The following is a 17,939-nucleotide window of genomic DNA, read 5'->3' as shown; positions in this document are numbered from 1 at the left end:
TCCAAAGGCTTAACGCATGAACCACGATATTGCGGCCTGCGCTTCAATTGTGCAGCGGGCAGATGCAGACAGGTTTTTGGCAATCATGTCAGCGCCTTTGGCGGCCCGTGAAAAACTGTTTCCGCTGTTTGCTTTTAACATCGAGGTTTCTAAAGCGCCGTGGGTCACCCAGGAAACAATGATTGCCGAAATGCGTTTGCAGTGGTGGCGAGACGCGCTTGAACAGATTGCCACAGGCCAAGACATTCGACGTCACGAAGTTGTAACGCCTTTAGCGGGTGTGTTGCCTGCATCGATGGTGCCTCTGTTGGATCAGATGATCGAGGCGCGTCGCTGGGACATCTACAAAGACCCGTTTGTGGATGAGGCTGATTTTCAGCGGTATATCGACCAGACGGCAGGCAATCTGATGTGTGTTGCTTGTGGGCTTATGGGTGAATTTCCTGAAAATCTGGTGCGGGCCGTGGCTTATGCCGATGGTCTTGCGCGTTGGTTTCAGGCCATTCCGGAACTAGAAGGTCAAAGCCGCATTCCGCTGGTTGATGGGCGCCCAGAGGCCTTAGTGAGATTGGCGCAGCACGGGCTTGAGAAATTGAATGCGCCTAGGGTGGTTGACCCAGCCATCGTGCCGGTTCTAAGAATGGCGTGGCAAGCAAAAACAATTTTAAAACAAGTTGTTAGATCTCCTGATCGGGTTGCCAGTGGTGCTCTTGGCACGAGCGAATTCTGGAAGAAATCAAAGCTGTTTTGGTTAACGACGACCAGCACGTGGTAAGGAGCCAAGGGAGCTGTAGTCACTTAGTCTTTTGCCCTCTTCCTCGACAAATAGGCCGGGCAGGATCGACACCGTTTTGATTTGATCAACCCGGAGGCTTTCAAATTGGTCCGTGGTTTCACACCAGGCCACCAGCGTCCAAACCCGCCCCCAATAGTCCAATTTAAGCGGCCGAACCTCTTGAACGGACTGATCTGCGAATGTCAGTTTCAGGCGCTGCCGTGCGCGGATCGCTGATCTTAAAGATGGCAGGTGCTGAAATGCCTCAGCTGCATCTGCGAACGGATAAACGGCAAACCCGAAACTTTTTGGGGCTGCCGTTTCGTCTTCTGGCAGCACAGCGTCAATTTTTGCAGACAAGGATTCAGCCGCGGTTTTCATTTCCTCGTCCATGCTATAGCCAATTGCCGCCAGACCAAGGTGCAGGGCTTCAAGCTCATTAACTGTCAGATTAAGAGGGGGCAGGGTGATTGCCGCTCTCGCAGAGTATCCAAGGCCACGCTCACCCTCAACGGGAACACCACTGACAACCAATGTGTCCATGTCACGGTAAATCGTGCGCACCGACACATTAAGGTCCTCTGCCAGGTCCTCTGCGCGGTGTAGATTGCCGTCTTTCAGCGTTTGTACAAGTGCATAAAGGCGTTGTGCGCGTTTCATCGTGATTCCCTTGGCGAGCGATATTGCTACTGACATTTTTCTGACAACTGACAGAATAATGTCATAATTCAAAGCCAATTGCAGTCATTCTCTGTCTCAGAACGGTGTTTGGCGCTTTTCGCCACGTGATCAAACGACTATTTATTGTGGCGAGACATAGAGGGCGCTGGACTGCGCCCAGATTGGGAGAAATATCATGTTGAACAATATCGGCCTTCCAGGCCTTCTTTTGATTGCTGTTGTGGTTTTGGTTCTGTTTGGCCGCGGCAAAATCAGCTCGTTGATGGGCGAAGTGGGCAAAGGCATCACGGCATTTAAAAAAGGTGTGAACGACAGCACCAAAGAGCTTGAAGAAGGCATCAACGACGAAGCCAAAGACGTGACCCCAGCCGACGAAAAAGACAAGGCGTAAGCCATGTTTGATCTGGGTTGGACCGAACTTCTTGTGATTGGCATTGTGGCGTTGATCGTTGTCGGGCCAAAAGACTTGCCTGTGTTGTTTCAGCAAGTTGGCCGCTTTGTCGGCAAGGCGAAGGGCATGGCGCGAGAGTTTTCGTATGCGATGAATCAAGCCGCGGACGAAGCCGGCGTCAAAGATGCCGCGTCGTCTTTTAAAAGCGCTACAGATGGTTTGAATTCGATCAGCAACCCAGCCAAAGCAGCGATGGATTCTGTCAAAGATGCCACAAAATCGATGACGTCCTTGGACTTGGATGGCGACGAAAAGCCAGACGAAAAACCCGCAGACAAGTTATCAGAAGCCCGTGCCGCTGCCGCCGCTAAGATCCAAGAAGCGACGGCGCAGAAGGCCCAGGCACGACTTGATGCGGAAAAAGCCATCGCTGAAGCGAAAGAGACAGAATGAGTCATACTGAAGAGATCGAAGAGAGCGCTGCGCCGCTGATAGAGCATCTTGCCGAATTGCGTACGCGCTTGATTCGCGCTGTAATCGCCTTTTTGATCGGCATGATTGCCTGTTTTGCCTTTGGCGGACAAATCCTTGATTTTCTATTGATACCAATTGAAAACACGATGCGCGAATTGGGTAATCCCAATCCTGTGATGCAATATACCGCGCCGCAGGAATATTTTTTCACGCTTATTCGGATTTCTATGGTCGGTGGTTTGGCCCTGTCATTCCCGGTGATTGGATATCAGCTTTGGCGATTTGTGGCGCCGGGCCTCTACAAGAACGAAAAGAACGCATTCTTACCATTTATGATCTGGTCCCCAGTGTTGTTTTTGATTGGCGCGACCTTTGCGCATTTGGTTGTTGTTCCATTGGCAATGGCGTTTTTCCTTGGGTTTGCGGACCTGCCATCCTATTTGGCAGCGCTTGTTGGCGATGGTGATCTGGCCGAACCCGGGGTTGCGCTGCCAGCCACTGCAGTTCGCGATAGCGGCATCGACATTGTCTTTAACGGCAAAGTTAATGAAACGCTTGATATCACATTGAAAATGATAGTTGCGTTTGGACTGTGCTTTCAATTGCCAGTCTTGCTGACCCTGATGGGCAAAGCAGGTCTTGTGAGCGGCGATGGCCTGGCCAATGTGCGCAAATATGCTGTGGTTGCCATCTTGCTATTGGCCGCTTTGGTAACCCCGCCTGACGTGATTACCCAGTTGATCCTGTTTGTGGTTGTTTATGGGCTTTATGAGATCTCCATTTTCCTTGTGCGACGGGTTGAAGTGAAGCGTGAAGCCAAATTGCGGGCCGAAGGCTATTACGACGATGACGAAGAAGCCTTTGACGAGGAAATGCAAGACCATGGGAAATAAGTCCCTAAGGCGTATTGCTGCGGCGCTAGAGCGTATGTCTCCGGCCCCGCAGCCCGTACCAAATTTTGACAGTGCAGAAGCTTTTGTTTGGCATGTCGAGCCGGATCGTTTGGTTCCCGTAGCCAATGTAAGCCGTGTTGCCATAGATCTTTTGATCGGTGTTGATCGGTCGCGCGATACATTGTTGCAAAACACACTGCAGTTTGCCCGCGGTTTGCCCGCAAACAATGCGTTGCTGTGGGGGGCCCGCGGCATGGGCAAATCCTCACTTGTAAAAGCAGTACACGCAGAGGTACTTGCGCAGGGGCACGCGCTCAAGATCGTAGAACTGCAACGCGAAGATCTGCCCAGTGTCTCGCGCTTGCTCAATTTGCTGCGCGATCGCTCAGAACAGTTTTTGCTCTTTTGCGATGATTTGTCATTTTCGCATGATGACCAACACTACAAAAGCCTCAAGGCAGTTTTGGATGGCGGAATCGAAGGGCGACCGGATAATGTGGTATTTTATGCGACATCCAATCGCCGCCACCTGATGCCGCGTGACATGATTGAAAATGAACGATCATCAGCGATCAACCCTTCAGAGGCCGTCGAAGAGAAGGTTTCCCTATCTGATCGTTTTGGCTTGTGGCTTGGGTTTCACCCCTGCAGCCAAGACGAGTATCTATCGATGATTGATGGATATTGCACAGCCTATGGGTTGGCTGTTGACGCGGACACGTTGCACGCCGAGGCCATAGAATGGCAGGCCACACGCGGCGGTCGGTCTGGTCGGGTTGCTTGGCAATTCTTCACCGACCTTGCAGGGCGGCAAGGTGCGACCTTGTCATAAAAACTGAAAAGTTCCCAAACGCGCGGCGTTGCGCGCGCGTTTGGGTCAGAAACTAGTTGAGATAGGGCGTAGGGTCGACGCTATCAAAACCTTTGCGCACCTCAAAATGCACATAGCTATCTTTTTGGGGAATCGCAGCAATCTTTTGGCCGCGAGTGACCTTGCTTCCTTTGGAAACGTTAATATTTTCAACGTTATAATAGACGGTCATGATATTGTTGGCATGCCGAATAACTACGATTTTCACATCATCCGCATCTGTTGTGATCGCTGCAACTGTGCCGTCGGTAGCTGCCTTTACGGTGCTTCCAGCAGAAGCTGAAATGTCGATACCGTTGTTTTTACCCTTTGAATAGGCACGCACGATCTTGCCGTCCACGGGGTAGGTCATGGCCGTTTTTGCAACGGGTTTGGTCTGTGTCTTACCAAGATCGGGAGACTTTGGTTTCTCTACAGGTTTTGCAGACTCAGGTTTTGGCAGGGGCTTTGCTGCACTTGGCGGTGTGGGGGTAGGAGAGCCTTGACCAGGGGCAGGTGTTGCTTTTGCACTGCGTGCGACCGGTCTTGGGCTAGTTGACGGCGCGGAGGGTTGCTGGGGCGGGATCAATAAGATCTGGTTTTCACGGATCGTGAAACTTTGGCCCAAGCCGTTCCATTCCGCCAGCGAACGCACCGACACATTATAGAGCCGCGAGATAGTAAAGGCAGTTTCTCCCCGCTCTACGGTATGGCGAATAGGTTCAAACCCGACCTGCGCATCGTCGTTGTCTTGCTGGGGCGCGTCTTCCAGCGTTTCTGTTTCAACCGTTGGCGTTGCGCTGTTGATGGCGCGGCCGGCCAGCGAAGAAATATCAACATCAGATGGTGAAATGATTTGGCCAGAGCCACCCGTGGCAGCTGAAGGTTCTGTGACCCGATGCGGCAGCGCAACAATTTCCCCATTACGCAATGCGTCGTCAGGTTTGACTGCGTTATAAGAGGCCACTTCTTCTGCATCTAGGCCAATGCGATTTGCTACATCAGCGACAGTGTCACCGCGGCGCGCTACGGCCACCTGATAATTCGGATAAGAAATGATGCCACGGTTATCTGGCGTAGGTCTCGCTGCGGTCGGCGTTGTCGCAGCCGCTGTAGTGTCTAATTGCTGACCAAGTCCGCCGCGCAGATCCAGATCAAACGGGCCTTCACAGGCCGCCAAAAGCGCTGTGGCAGAGGCGACCATGGCAATGGTCCTTAGCGGTCGCAGGGAAACTGTCATCTCGATATCCTCGTGGAGCCCCGGTTTGTTATGCTTGAGGCTTCTTTTACGGGTTACATGCTAAGGGACAACGGGCAATTGCGCTGACCCTTCACCAAATACCTGGTCATATAGGCGAGAAAACGCCTAATTGTCACGCGCCAAACCTTCGATCAGTGGCACAAATCGCACCGGGCGTAGCTCTTCATATTCAAATCCATCGGCATGCCGTTCAACGCGTATCATGCTTTGCACGGTATCCGATTGGCCAACAGGCAAAACCATAATTCCGCCAACCTTTAATTGGGCAAGCAATGGACCCGGCGCGTCTTCAGCGGCCGCAGTAACTATGATGCGATCAAATGGGGCCTGATCTGGCAAGCCGTGGCTGCCATCAGATGTAAAGGCAGTGACATTTGCCAAATCCAGATCTTCAAATATTTTCTTGGCACCCTGTACAAGACGGCGATGGCGATCAACTGTATAGACCCGGCGTGCAAGCTGGCTGAGGATCGCAGCCTGATAGCCTGAGCCGGTTCCAACCTCTAAGACTTTGTCTCTGGGTTCAACATTTAAGGCCTGAGTCATTAGGCCAACAACAGAGGGCTGGCTGATCGTTTGACCACAAGCAATCGGTAGGGGGGTGTCTTCGTAGGCTCGTTCTGCAAACAGCCCTTTGACAAAGCTGCCACGATCAATGCGTTCCATCGCGGTCAAAACGCGTGCGTCAGTGACCCCTTTGCTGCGCAGAGCGAACATAAATTGCATTTTACGTTGGGCAATTGGCTCTATCATTCCAGGTCTTTCAAGGATGCGATCATATCATGCGCAGTCAGATCCGCCCGCATTGGGGTGACCGAAATATAGCCATCCAAATTGACATTTGCATCTGTATTTTCTGCAGCCTCGGCGCGTTGATCGCCGCCTCGTACCCAAAGAAACCTTCTGCCAGTCGGGCTGGTGTCCGCCTGAACTGAAAAATTCGTGTTAGAACGACGCCCCTGAGCAACCACTTTAATACCTTTAACAGCAGCGGCGGGCACAGGTGGGAAGTTCACATTGTAAAACAGTTTATATGCATCGCCGTCGTCACGATGCCTGGCCATGATTTTTTGAACGACATCAGCGCCAAATGCCGCTGCGGCCTCGAAAGGATTTTCTAGACCAGCGTTGTCGGGACCATAGTATTGCGAAAGGGCCAAGGCCGGAATAGATTGCAGCGCGGCTTCCATCGCGGCCCCAATCGTGCCGGAATAAAGCGTATTTTCAGCAGAATTGTTGCCGCGGTTCACACCAGACAGTACTAAATTTGGTTTGGCATCCGCCATCACATCATAAAGTCCTGCAAGCACGCAATCAGCCGGACTGCCTTCGGCTGCGAACCGTCTTTCGCCCATTTTAGCAATCATGGTGGGATGGGTATAGCTGATGCAATGGCCAACGCCGGATTGTTCAAAGGCTGGCGCAACGGTCCAAACTTCGCCATCTGGGCCAGCAACCGTTTTGGCAATGGCTTCCAGAATTGCCAGCCCGGGCGCGTTGATACCGTCATCATTGGTGATAAGAATGCGCATATACCTGATCCCTGAAAGTGTTTCACTCTCTCTAGGTGAGAGACCAAGTCGGGGCAAGCATTTGGCAATAAATCAAACGAAACGCCGCAGAAATACCACGGCAGTTTCAAGGGTCTTTGCGGTTACAAAGACAGGTCTTTGATCAAGCGACGGGCTTCGTCCTGCGGTTTGGCCAAAGGTGCTCTGTCTTCGCCAGGGAAAAAGCGCGCACGTGTTCCGGTGGGCATTGCAGAAGGGCTCAGAATAGAGACTTTGGGACCCGTGGTTTTTGTCTCGAGTTGCCAGCTGCGCGCAAGCGCAACTTGCGCTGCCTTGGTGGATCCGTAAGCGCCAAAAAACTTTTCGCCCCCACGCGGATCATCAAAGAACACCGCGTGCCCGTCTTTGCCCAACAAAGGCGTCAAGAACGGAATGAGCTGGCCAACGGCAGTCACATTTGCCGCTATAGACTTGGACCAATCCTTTTGATCCAAATGCCCAACCGGCGTCAGGGGCGCACCATGCACAGCGGCATGGACCCAAAGATCGATCTTACCCCACCGATCAAAAATCGACCTACAAAGCTGTGCCATTGCATCAACGTTTGTAATGTCCATCGGGGCCAAAGTGGCCTGACCACCCTTGGCTTTGATACGGTCATCAAGGTCTTCAAGCCCACCAACGGTGCGCCCAACGGCAACAACGTGATAGGCGGGTGCAAGCGCTTCTGCGAAGGCAAATCCAAGCCCGCGAGAAGCTCCGGTTATCAAGGCAATTTTTTCAGTCATAAGGTCGTGTGCCGCGTTCAGGAGCGGATTTCAAGGGGATGTTTTGGCGCAGGTCAGTCTTTGTTTGTTGCTTGGGCATGTAGCCGGGTTAGCGCCGCTTCACATGCACCCAGTTCGAGCCATTGGCAGTTTTGGCAAAGGGTTTTCAAACTGCCTGGCGGCACCTTTTTTTGAATGCGCTTTAGTGCGTCACCCCAGGTCAAACTAACGCCGTTTTGCAGATTCAAAGCTTTGGCATGCCGCTCGTCAAGTTGTTTGATTGTATTAATCTTAACACAGCCCAATCCGCGTCGTTCGGGGCAGGGGGTACAGATGCTGTCAGCCACAAAAGTTACGGTGATACGTGTTTTATGGCCATCATGGCCACGCAGCTGACCATCAACGATCTCGCTCATATTGGCGGTAAAGGCCGGAGAATAGCCTGCGCCCTGAAAACCCAGGGCGCAGAGAAAATGATGGGGCCTAAATCGAACCGGAGATTTCTTGACGGCCATATCTCTTATCCTGAAGCAGCAACCCGCTGGGTTTTGGCATCAGGATATTCTTTAATCTTTTGCGAGACCCGGTTGCTGGATTCCAAGGTTGCCAAATAATCAGGGCTTACGCTGCCTGTAAGATAGTTGCCATCAAAACAGGAACAATCAAATTGCTCAATGTCCTTATTGCCTTCCTGAGCGGCCCAAATCAAATCGTCCAAGTGCTGATAAAACAGGGCGTCTGCGCCCAGTTCTGTGCGAATTTCTTCGATCGACCGATCGTGTGCAATCAGCTCATGTTTCGTGGGCATATCGATGCCATACACATTCGGGTATTTGACAGGTGGTGACGCACTGGCCACATAGACCTTGTTGGCCCCGGCATCGCGACACATCTGAACAATCTTTTTGATGGTGTTGCCACGCACAATAGAATCGTCAATCAGCAAGACATTCTTGCCTTCAAACTCCAGAGGTATCGCGTTTAATTTGCGACGGACCGATTTCTGCCGTTCTTCTTGGCCCGGCATAATGAAAGTTCGACCGACATAACGGTTCTTAACCAAGCCTTCACGATACCGAATACCCGTCGCATTTGCCACTTCAAGCGCCACAGGACGCGCAGAGTCTGGAACAGGGATGATGCTGTCGATCTCAAGATTTGCTGCTTTGATTTGGCTGGCCAGAGTTTGGCCCATGCGCAGCTGGCTTTTGTAAACAGAGATGCCATCAAGCATGGAATCTGGCCGTGCCAAATATACATACTCAAAAATGCAAGGGGTTAGTTTGCCTTCGGCGGCCTGAAAGCTGTGCATATTGCCTTCTAGGTCGATCAGGATGGCTTCGCCGGGGCGTACGTCACGCAGTTTTTCAAACCCGTTGATTCCAAAGGCGACGTCCTCAGAGGCAAAGGCGTATTCGTCGCCGTCGTTTTCGGTGCTGCGTTTGGCGACGGAAAGAGGACGAATTCCATGAGGGTCGCGAAAGGCCATCAGACCAACACCGGCGATGATCGTAATGACGGAATAAGCGCCTTGGATACGCTCCATCGTCATTTTCACGCCGGCAAACAGGTTGCGGATCGGATCAGTGGTGCCGTTCACCTTGATGCTGTCTGATACTTTGTCAGCCAAAACATTCAGCAGGATTTCGGAATCAGACGTTGTGCGCAAATGGCGGCTGTATTTGCTGGTCACCTTAGCGCGCTGCGCTTCGGTATTGGTGATGTTTCCGTTGTGCACCAAGTAGATGCCATAAGGAGCGTTCACAAAAAACGGCTGGGCTTCGGCCGCACTGAGCGAACCCGCAGTTGGATAGCGAACATGGCCGATCCCAACCTTGCCCGCTAGGTCCTTGGCTTCGTTCTTGCCAAAGACGTCTTTGACCAGGCCATTTGCTTTGCGTTCTCGAAAATACTCACCGGTAAAGGTCACGATACCAGAGGCATCTTGTCCGCGATGCTGAAGCATCAACAAACCGTCGTAAATTTCCGCAAAGACATCAGAGGTTCGGTTCGCGATGCCTAAAATCCCGCACATAGAATGGCTCCATTTCCACAGGTATGTTGCTGTTCAGTTGCTACACTGCCTTGGATCGACTGCAGCGCGCATTCGCCACACACAGTTGATCTTTAGCATATTTTCAGAGGTTGCGCGAAGCGTCTTGCACCAAAGTTGACAATCCTGGGCGTTGGTCGCCTTGGGAAAGCCTACTTGGTTCAGCACGTGTCGCGTAGTAAAAACGGCACAAAAAAACGCGCCAAAAAGCGCGCGTGTTTTTTTAGATTGCTGTGAGAAAAACAGCTTTTTGCGATAACAGACACCCGTATTGGTCATTGTTTGCTTGGGCGCAAAAATACCCGTAGTTGTGCCAAGTCCGGACCAAATCATCGGCAAGGTGCCAAAACGGGTCAATTGGTGGCTGCGGCTCAACAATGGGGGCTCCGAATCCTGTTCGCATAGTTGAGCCCGTCTTAGTGGGTAACAAAGAATATGTCACGAAAGTTACACACGTATTTCTGGATTTCAGCTAATTGCCTGCAGGAAACAAAAAAGCCCGGGATTTCCCGGGCCAATTTAAGTTAACTATTTGGGGTGCTCATTCGCTGCACTGGCCAACCAAATCTTCGTATTGCGATGTGATCCAACCTAGGGCCTGCTGTGGGTCACGCTCTTCGATATGGGCGGTGACACGTGCAAATACGGTTGCTGAACGGCTGTCATCAACCATAGCAATGTCTTGGCTTGTGACCACGGTTTCATACACAAAAAACGCAATCGCAACCAAAAGAATACCGCGCAATACGCCGAACAAAAAGCCTAGACCCTGATCCAGACCTCCAAGCGCTGACCGTTGCACGATCGAAGAGAACAATGGTGTAAACAGCGAAACAATGACAAGCGCCGCCGCAAAGACTGCCGCAAACGCGGCAATGATCGCCAATTCACAACTGTCTGACAGGTATTGCCCGATATAGGGCACTTCTTTGACTAAGGGTTCGACCTGTGGTGCAAATAAAAAGGCGAGGACAGCCGCTGCGACCCAGCCTAATATTGCCATACATTCGCGAACCAATCCGCGCGAATAAGCGAGGAGGGCCGAAAGAATAATGACGCCTGCAACAACGCCGTCGATAATGGTGAAACCTTCCATGGTTCTCTTCCTGTCCTCTGCTCGGTTTTGGAGCGAATCTTACCCCGCGCCGAATATATCGCCAACAAATTGCGTTAAATCTCCGATTTGATTCAACGCCATATTTGGCACTGTTGGAGATTTGCCACCTTTTGGGGCTATTGCGGACGTGAAACCAAGTTTTTGCGCTTCTTTCAACCTGTTTTCTGATTGGCTTACGGGTCGAAGCGCACCTGACAGAGAAATTTCGCCGAAAACCACAGTTTCAGCCGGAATACTTGTATCTTCGCGCGCCGAGAGCAAAGCCGCTGCCACGGCAAGGTCAGCGGCTGGTTCGTTGATCTTCATTCCGCCCGCCACGTTCAAATAAACATCAAGTCCGGTAAACGGAATGCCGCAGCGTGCCTCAAGCACCGCTAGGATCATCGCAAGGCGGCTGCTATCCCAGCCCACCACTGCACGGCGCGGTTGGGCATGCGGACTGGGGGCAACTAGGGCTTGCAATTCGACCAGCACGGGGCGGGTTCCTTCAATCCCAGCAAAGACCACAGACCCTGGGGCAGGTTCGCCGCGTTCAGACAAAAACAATGCTGAGGGGTTTAGAACCTCGGCCAAGCCTTTGCCCGTCATCTCAAACACACCAATTTCATCAGCCGCGCCAAATCGGTTTTTGACCGCGCGCAAGACGCGAAACTGATGGCCCCGCTCGCCCTCGAAATAAAGCACGGTGTCAACCATATGCTCTACAACGCGCGGGCCGGCTATTTGCCCGTCTTTGGTGACATGACCAACCAAGACTACCGAAATGTTTTTGCGCTTGGCAAAGGATGTCAACTCGTGGGCCGCGGCGCGCACCTGACTGACGGAACCCGGTGCCGATCCTATATTGTCAGACCACATGGTCTGGATGGAATCGATGATGGCCAGTTGCGGTTTTTCCTGCTCAAGCGTGGTCAGGATATCGCGTAGATTGGTTTCAGCCGCCAATTGCACTGGTGCGTCGGTCAATCCAAGTCTCTGGGCTCGCATACGCACTTGAGCAGAGGCTTCTTCGCCAGATACATAGATGGTCTTTAGTCCAGATCGCGCAAATTGCGCTGCGGCTTGCAGCAACAATGTGGATTTGCCAATTCCCGGATCGCCACCCACCAAGATCGCCGAAGCCGGCACCAATCCGCCGCCCAAAACCCGATCAAGTTCTGCCAGTCCTGAAAGCGTGCGCGGGGGCGGGGCCTCTTCGGTGCTGAGATCCGTCAGGTGTACCGATTTGCCCTTGCTGTTTCCCAAGGTTGCCTTGGACGGTCCAGCTGAAATACCGGCGTCTTCGGAAATTGTATTCCAATCGCCGCATCCGTCGCAGCGGCCGGACCATTTGTTAAAAACTGACCCGCAGGCCGAACATGAGAACGAGGTTTTTGCTTTTGCCATGTTCTCGTTTTGCCCCCTTATTGCTTGCGGGTCAAATGACTAATTGTAATCGACGCCAAAATACATCCGGTAAACAGATACAGCCCCCATGCGGTTTGGATTGTTGCAAGGCCAACGCCCTTGACCAAAACCACATATAGCGCAACCAGAAAGACGTCAGCCATGGCGAGTTTTCCGAAAAACTCTAATGTTGGCAATATCTTACGTCGCATCATGCCAAAATGGATCAACGCCAGACCCAAGGTCTTGAGCAAAGGAGAAAAAATTGCAAAGAACGTGACCAACAACGCAAGCAAAACGTCGGTTTCCCAAAGCGACTGCAAGCCCGAGACCACGGATATCTCGCTTAGTCCAAACAAAGGCAAAACCCCCGCCCGCATCAAAGGCGCGAACCAACTGATGGGAAAAAGGATTAACAGGGCAAGGTTGGTATAGCGGAGCATATCTTCCCCTCAGGTAATCACCTGACGGCCTCAATCGGCCCTTCTGCGCGGCCATGGATAAACTGATCTAAATAGGGATCGCCGCTATGGTCCATGTCAGACACCGGGCCGGTCCATTTGATCACACCGTCATGCAGCATGGCGACTTTGTCGGCGATGGCACGCACCGACGTCATGTCGTGGGTGATGGTCATGGCGGTTGCGCCCATTTCAACCACAATTTCGCGGATCAAGTCGTTGATGACACCCGACATAATCGGATCAAGGCCCGTCGTCGGCTCGTCGAAAAAGATGATCTCAGGATCAGCGGCAATCGCGCGGGCCAGACCCACGCGCTTTTGCATTCCACCAGATAATTCCGAAGGAAACAAATCGGCCACATCGGGTGTCAGGCCAACGCGGCGCAGTTTTTCAACGGCGATTTCGCGGGCTTCAGCCTTTGGGCGTTTCAAACTTCCGCGCAGCAGGCGAAAGGCCACGTTTTGCCAAACTGGCAGGCTGTCAAACAAAGCACCGCCTTGAAATAACATGCCAAACCGCGCCAGAAACGCATCGCGGTCGGCCAAAGTCACATCCTGACCATCCACCAGAATGCGGCCCTGATCAGGTGTGATCAGTCCAAGAATGCATTTCAAGGCAACTGATTTACCGGTGCCTGATCCGCCAATGATCACCATGCTTTCGCCTTTGGCAATCTCTAGGTTGATGCCACGCAAAACATGTTTGGAACCAAAGCTCTTATGGGTGTTTTCAAGTTGTATCATGAGCTAAAAAACACCGATGTCAGTAGGAAGTTCGCGGCCAATATCAATACGGCTGCCGCTTGGACCGACGACTTTGTTGCTTGTCCAACGCCTTGGGCACCGCGACCAGATTGCATCCCATAGTAGCATCCCATGGTTGCAGCAATGCCACCAAAAATGCAGCCTTTGACCAGCGAGCTTAAGATGTCGGCGAATTCAAGAAAATTGGCGGTGTTTTTGATATAGCTTGCCGGGTTGAACCCCAATTGCTTTGTGCTGACGATATAGCCTCCGTAGATGCCAATCAGGTCGCCGATGCCAACTAAGACCGGCACAACCAAGAGCGCGGCCAAAACGCGGGGGGCCGTCAGATATTTCATCGGGTGGGTTGAAAGCGTGACCAAGGCGTCAATTTGTTCGGTCACTTTCATTGTAGCAATTTCTGCGGCGATAGAACTGGTTACACGCGCTGCGATCATCAAACCAACCAAGACCGGGCCAAGTTCACGCACCATACCAATGGCCACAATTTGGGGCACAACGGCTTCGGCGCTGAAACGCGCGCCACCGGCATAGATTTGCAGCGCCAAAGCACCCCCAGTAAAGAACGCCGTCAAACCAACAACAGGCAACGACAACCAGCCAATGTGCAGCAGCGCATTCAGAAATTCGCGCCCGTAAAACGGTGGCCGAAAAATATGGCTAATCCCTTGGGCCGCAAAAATTATCACCTGACCGGTGATTGCCAGCAGCGAAAGCGTGGCGCGCCCAAGGTGGGCCAATGGAGCGAGCACAACCATCAGACGTAGCGGCGCGTATACCGCGCACCAAGGCTGGTTAGTATTTCATAGCCGATCGTCCCGGCCGCTGCGGCCAATGTATCAACAGTTTGATCCTTGGTTAAAATATCAAACGCGTCTGGATCTTCTCCAAGATCTGTCACATCAACGCCAATCATATCCATAGATATGCGGCCAATGGCGGGGCAGGCGCGAGAGCCGTAGAACAGGTCAAGTGATGCGCCCATGGCGCGGATCAACCCATCCGCATAGCCGGCAGAAATTGTCGCAACGCGCGACGGGCGCGTTGCGGTCCAAGTATTTGAATATCCTACAGTTTCACCAGCTTGCACATCGCGGCACTGAATGACCGGTATCGACACATTGGCAACTGGTTCTGCGTCCCGAAACGGAAATCCGCCATAAAGACCAACCCCAGGCCGGGTCACATCAAAATGATACTCAGACCCGAGCAGAATCCCGCCAGTTGCTGCAAGACTTCGGGGCGTTTGCAAGCCTTGAGTCATGTCGCGGAACAACTGAAGCTGCTGGGCGTTCATCGGGTGGTCAGGCTCGTCAGCGCAAGCCAGATGTGACATGATTAGGCTAGGGTTTTGATCTTCGGCGATGCTGCGCACGGCTGACCATTCTGCCGGTTCCATACCGAGCCGGTTCATGCCCGTGTCCAACTGAATTCCAAAGGCATGGCCAGGCAAGGCTTCGACATGGCGCAGCAATTGATCCAGCGAATTGATCATCGGGGTTAACCCAAGATCAGCAATCATATCTGTGTCTCCCGCCATATGACCGGAAAACACATTAATTTCAGGGCCTGTGCCAACCGCCTCGCGTACGGCCGAGGCCTCTTCGGCAGCTGCCACAAAAAATCGACGCGCGCCGGCATTGGCCAATGCACGTGCGACCCGGCTCGCGCCCAGCCCATAGCCATCGGCTTTAACAACCGCTGCGGTCTCGCATTGGGTCATTACATCAAGCGCTTGCCAATTCCGGCAAAGCGCAGCGAGGTCGATTGTAAGTTTTGCAGTAGCCATGCGTGTTAGTTGAAACGAAGCCGCGCCTAGGTCAAGGGTGAAGTGAGCGAGATTTGCCGTCGGGTAGGACCGCACAGCGATTTATTGCGGACGCTGCGAGTTTTTCTCGCAAAACAGGTATTAGTTTTCGGGATTTAACGCATCGATCGCTGCGTTTATCGCTTGCGCCGCCTGATGGGTTTTCAATTCAAGATCTGCTTCGGATGGGGCTGCGTAGGCTTTGTTGTCAAATAGGTCCGCCATATCAAATAGCGCCGGCAGGTCAGGGCAAAAAGTCGACCGGATCAGTTCATTTTCCGTGGCATATGTAGCAAGCAAGGCGCGACGTGTTTCAAGATCAAAACAATCACCACTTTGAATGGCTCCGGCTGGTTTGTGGCGCATAATGTGGCGAATGATATCGCGTGTGTTAACTGATGTGCCGGCGCGCCGTAGGGTACCAAGTTGTTCTGAAACTTGGCGGCTTAAGGTGGCATTGGCACCGGCGGTTTTGTAGTTAACGACAAGAGACTCTGTCAGGCTCGCGTGTTGGACAAAGTCACGTAATACATCGCCTTTTGCCAATAGACAGCGTTCAAAAGGGCGCACGATAAGGTTGTCTTGGCCAAAAGCATCCGCAAATTCTTGCAGTATGCCGTCGTAATTCAATTTGACGACATTTTTCAGATACTCGGAAGGCGATCCCCTGAAACGGCCATTTTTGACACGTTGCTTATACATAGCCTCAGCGTATTTGTCTTGTCGGCGCAAATAAACCAGCACACGCGTTCTGGCACGCAGATCCTGCGGGAAGTGTTGTTTGAAATAGGCCGCAATTCCTTTGCGAAAAAACATCTCTGAAGAAATGACCGAACAACTGTTTTCAGGCTGGGCACCAATTTCAGACAGAATGTCCCCTGCGACCAAGTCACCTTGGCCCTTTTTGATGCTTTGCAGTACTGAATTATGGGCAATGTTTGTGCGGCCAGCCCGAACGAAGTGCAGGCCAGCCGATGCCAGGTTTTCAGTTTGGTTTTTTAGAAACCCCTGAATGGTCGTGGTGCCGGTTTTTTGCGACCCAATGTGTAAGATCAAACGCGGTGACTTGCCGGTTTCTTCATTCATTCGTAGCCTTGGTCTTGTTGCCAGGCGCGCGCCAAATTGCCAAAGCGCGTGAACTGTGCCTCAAACGAGAGGTCTACTGTTCCAATTGGACCATGACGCTGCTTGCCGATGACAACTTCGGCTCGGGCGTGCAGGCGTTCCATCTCTTCTTGCCAGGCCGCCATTTTTTCCAAGTCATGTTCGCCAGGTTTTTCGCGCTCTTTATAATATTCTTCACGAAAGACGAACATGACCACATCCGCATCCTGCTCGATGGATCCAGATTCACGAAGGTCGGACAATTGAGGCCGCTTATCATCGCGGCTTTCGACACCACGAGACAACTGCGAGAGCGCAATAACCGGGATATTCAACTCTTTGGCGATGGCTTTCATACCCATCGAAATTTCACCGATTTCTTGAACACGGTTTTCTGCGGTACCACGACAAAGTTGCAGATAGTCGATGATCAAAAGATCCAACCCATGGGTACGCTTAAGCCGACGGGCCCGTGCAGCCAATTGCGCGATTGGCAGGGCAGGGGTGTCATCGATGTAGAGCGGGCAGGCCTCCAACGCTTTTGCGGCATCCACAAAGCGACGGAATTCTTCTTCGGTCATGTCGCCTTTTCGGATCTGCTGCGACGGTACTTCTGAGGCCTCTGATAGGATACGCGCCGCCAGCTGCTCTGAACTCATTTCTAACGAGTAAAACCCGACAATGCCGCCTTCGACGGCCCCCTCAGAGCCATCGGGGCGGATGCCCTTTTTATAGGCTTTGGCCACATTGAAAGCGATGTTTGTGGCAAGCGAGGTTTTCCCCATCGAAGGACGCCCCGCAAGGATCAACAAATCAGAGGGGTGCAAGCCACCGAGTTTTGCATCAAGATCAACCAGACCGGTTGAAACACCCGCCAAACCGCCATCTCGTTGATAGGCTGCATTTGCGGTTTGCACTGCTTCGGTCACCGCCTTCAAAAAGGACACAAAACCGCTGTCTGTCTTGCCTTGCTCAGAAAGCTTGTACAAGGCTTGCTCTGCCTGCACGATCTGTTCGCGCGGCTCTTCGGAAACATCCATTTTTGTGGCGCGTGATGCAATGGTTTGCCCCAAACCAATGAGTTCACGGCGGATCGCCATGTCATAGATCATTTGGGCATAATCTTTGGCCGCATAGGCAGAAATGGCAGCGCCGGCTAGACGGGCCAAATAGGCAGGACCACCCAGTTCCTTTAACCCGTCATCATCCTCCAAAAACGCCCTAAGCGTCACAGGTGAGGCGAGGTTATTCTTGGCAATGCGCGATGCGGCCACTTCATAAATCCGCGCATGCACCGGGTCGTAAAAATGCTCAGATGTGATCACCGAGGCCACACGATCAAAGATATCGTTGTTTGTTAAAATGGCACCCAGAAGCTGTTGTTCAGCTTCGATGGAATGCGGCATAGGATCACCGTCTTGCGCCTCGGGGGCACCCGGATTTATTGTCGTTAGCTCGTTCATACTGCTCCCCCGGTGCATTCGCGGGTCTTGTTTTTATCCGCATGCCCCCCGTGTGCTTTTGATAGCGAACTTAGGGGCAGCTGAATATCTGGAAAGGTTGGTAGATAACCTTTGAATAACTCTGTGGACAAGTTTGCCCCATTGTAGCGAAAAAAGCCGCCATGCCTAGATATTGTGT

20 protein-coding genes are annotated in these 17,939 nt (G+C 52.3%); 5 read left to right on the top strand and 15 right to left on the bottom strand.

Translation table 11 applies throughout. The features are described from left to right. Positions 1–16: 16 nt before the first annotated feature. The gene (locus ABXG94_RS05140) at positions 17–775 is read left to right on the top strand and encodes a squalene/phytoene synthase family protein (RefSeq protein WP_353532726.1); all 759 of its coding nucleotides are present in this window, start codon (positions 17–19) and stop codon (positions 773–775) included. Here the strand turns inward: ABXG94_RS05140 and ABXG94_RS05135 are convergent. After that, positions 752–1,435, bottom strand: coding sequence for a helix-turn-helix transcriptional regulator (locus ABXG94_RS05135; RefSeq protein WP_353532725.1), 684 nt, complete (start codon positions 1,433–1,435; stop codon positions 752–754). The genes ABXG94_RS05140 and ABXG94_RS05135 overlap by 24 nt on opposite strands. 196 nt (positions 1,436–1,631) lie before the next feature. On the opposite strand from ABXG94_RS05135, the gene ABXG94_RS05130 reads away from it, so the two are divergent. The 4 genes from ABXG94_RS05130 to ABXG94_RS05115 are packed head-to-tail and all read left to right on the top strand — an operon-like array spanning position 1,632 to position 4,046. Further along, positions 1,632–1,847 (top strand): twin-arginine translocase TatA/TatE family subunit, encoded by a 216-nt coding sequence (locus ABXG94_RS05130; RefSeq protein ID WP_353532724.1) that lies wholly within the window; start codon positions 1,632–1,634, stop codon positions 1,845–1,847. A gap of 3 nt (positions 1,848–1,850) precedes the next feature. Continuing rightward, positions 1,851–2,300, top strand: a complete 450-nt coding sequence (gene tatB / locus ABXG94_RS05125; RefSeq protein WP_353532723.1) for a Sec-independent protein translocase protein TatB — start codon at positions 1,851–1,853, stop codon at positions 2,298–2,300. Then, positions 2,297–3,214 carry a twin-arginine translocase subunit TatC gene (gene tatC, locus ABXG94_RS05120; protein WP_353532722.1) on the top strand — a complete coding sequence of 306 codons (918 nt, stop codon included), beginning with the start codon at positions 2,297–2,299 and terminating at the stop codon, positions 3,212–3,214. The genes tatB and tatC overlap by 4 nt, the downstream gene beginning before the upstream one ends. Continuing rightward, positions 3,204–4,046, top strand: a complete 843-nt coding sequence (locus ABXG94_RS05115; protein ID WP_353532721.1) for an ATP-binding protein — start codon at positions 3,204–3,206, stop codon at positions 4,044–4,046. The genes tatC and ABXG94_RS05115 overlap by 11 nt, the downstream gene beginning before the upstream one ends. A 52-nt stretch (positions 4,047–4,098) precedes the next feature. On the opposite strand, the gene ABXG94_RS05110 is transcribed toward ABXG94_RS05115, so the two are convergent. The 14 genes from ABXG94_RS05110 to ABXG94_RS05045 all read right to left on the bottom strand — a co-directional run bounded on the left by ABXG94_RS05110 (position 4,099) and on the right by ABXG94_RS05045 (position 17,761). Beyond that, positions 4,099–5,304, bottom strand: coding sequence for a peptidoglycan DD-metalloendopeptidase family protein (locus ABXG94_RS05110; protein WP_353532720.1), 1,206 nt, complete (start codon positions 5,302–5,304; stop codon positions 4,099–4,101). 126 nt (positions 5,305–5,430) lie between these two features. Beyond that, positions 5,431–6,078 (bottom strand): protein-L-isoaspartate(D-aspartate) O-methyltransferase, encoded by a 648-nt coding sequence (locus ABXG94_RS05105; protein WP_353532718.1) that lies wholly within the window; start codon positions 6,076–6,078, stop codon positions 5,431–5,433. Continuing rightward, entirely contained in the window at positions 6,075–6,857 is a 783-nt protein-coding gene (surE, locus tag ABXG94_RS05100; RefSeq protein WP_353532717.1) for a 5'/3'-nucleotidase SurE, read from the bottom strand. Before surE ends, ABXG94_RS05105 begins: the two co-directional genes overlap by 4 nt. Before the next feature lie 122 nt (positions 6,858–6,979). Further along, positions 6,980–7,624, bottom strand: a complete 645-nt coding sequence (locus ABXG94_RS05095; RefSeq protein ID WP_353532716.1) for an SDR family NAD(P)-dependent oxidoreductase — start codon at positions 7,622–7,624, stop codon at positions 6,980–6,982. 53 nt (positions 7,625–7,677) lie between these two features. Continuing rightward, positions 7,678–8,118, bottom strand: a complete 441-nt coding sequence (locus ABXG94_RS05090) for a DUF1284 domain-containing protein (protein ID WP_353532715.1) — start codon at positions 8,116–8,118, stop codon at positions 7,678–7,680. Positions 8,119–8,123: 5 nt separating this feature from the next. Beyond that, the gene (purF, locus tag ABXG94_RS05085) at positions 8,124–9,638 is read right to left on the bottom strand and encodes an amidophosphoribosyltransferase (RefSeq protein WP_353532714.1); all 1,515 of its coding nucleotides are present in this window, start codon (positions 9,636–9,638) and stop codon (positions 8,124–8,126) included. Positions 9,639–10,197: 559 nt separating this feature from the next. After that, positions 10,198–10,752 (bottom strand): CvpA family protein, encoded by a 555-nt coding sequence (locus tag ABXG94_RS05080; RefSeq protein WP_353532713.1) that lies wholly within the window; start codon positions 10,750–10,752, stop codon positions 10,198–10,200. A gap of 39 nt (positions 10,753–10,791) precedes the next feature. Continuing rightward, on the bottom strand, positions 10,792–12,159 hold the full coding sequence (gene radA, locus ABXG94_RS05075) for a DNA repair protein RadA (protein WP_353532712.1): 1,368 nt from the start codon (positions 12,157–12,159) through the stop codon (positions 10,792–10,794). Positions 12,160–12,176: 17 nt separating this feature from the next. Next, positions 12,177–12,602: a paraquat-inducible protein A gene (locus ABXG94_RS05070; protein WP_353532711.1), complete on the bottom strand. Its 426-nt coding sequence runs from the start codon at positions 12,600–12,602 to the stop codon at positions 12,177–12,179. Positions 12,603–12,619: 17 nt separating this feature from the next. Beyond that, complete coding sequence (locus ABXG94_RS05065) at positions 12,620–13,366, bottom strand: ABC transporter ATP-binding protein (protein ID WP_353532710.1); 747 nt, start codon at positions 13,364–13,366, stop codon at positions 12,620–12,622. After that, complete coding sequence (locus ABXG94_RS05060) at positions 13,363–14,145, bottom strand: MlaE family ABC transporter permease (RefSeq protein ID WP_353532709.1); 783 nt, start codon at positions 14,143–14,145, stop codon at positions 13,363–13,365. The genes ABXG94_RS05065 and ABXG94_RS05060 overlap by 4 nt, the downstream gene beginning before the upstream one ends. Then, positions 14,145–15,176 carry an alanine racemase gene (gene alr / locus ABXG94_RS05055; RefSeq protein ID WP_353532708.1) on the bottom strand — a complete coding sequence of 344 codons (1,032 nt, stop codon included), beginning with the start codon at positions 15,174–15,176 and terminating at the stop codon, positions 14,145–14,147. The genes ABXG94_RS05060 and alr overlap by 1 nt, the downstream gene beginning before the upstream one ends. A 120-nt stretch (positions 15,177–15,296) precedes the next feature. Then, positions 15,297–16,280: a hypothetical protein gene (locus tag ABXG94_RS05050; protein WP_353532707.1), complete on the bottom strand. Its 984-nt coding sequence runs from the start codon at positions 16,278–16,280 to the stop codon at positions 15,297–15,299. Then, positions 16,277–17,761 (bottom strand): replicative DNA helicase, encoded by a 1,485-nt coding sequence (locus ABXG94_RS05045; RefSeq protein ID WP_353532706.1) that lies wholly within the window; start codon positions 17,759–17,761, stop codon positions 16,277–16,279. Before ABXG94_RS05045 ends, ABXG94_RS05050 begins: the two co-directional genes overlap by 4 nt. Positions 17,762–17,939 lie beyond the last annotated feature (178 nt).

The sequence above is a fragment of the Cognatishimia sp. WU-CL00825 genome (assembly GCF_040364665.1).
Classification (GTDB): Bacteria; Pseudomonadota; Alphaproteobacteria; order Rhodobacterales; family Rhodobacteraceae; genus Cognatishimia.
This window is presented reverse-complemented; position numbering and strand designations above follow the sequence as displayed.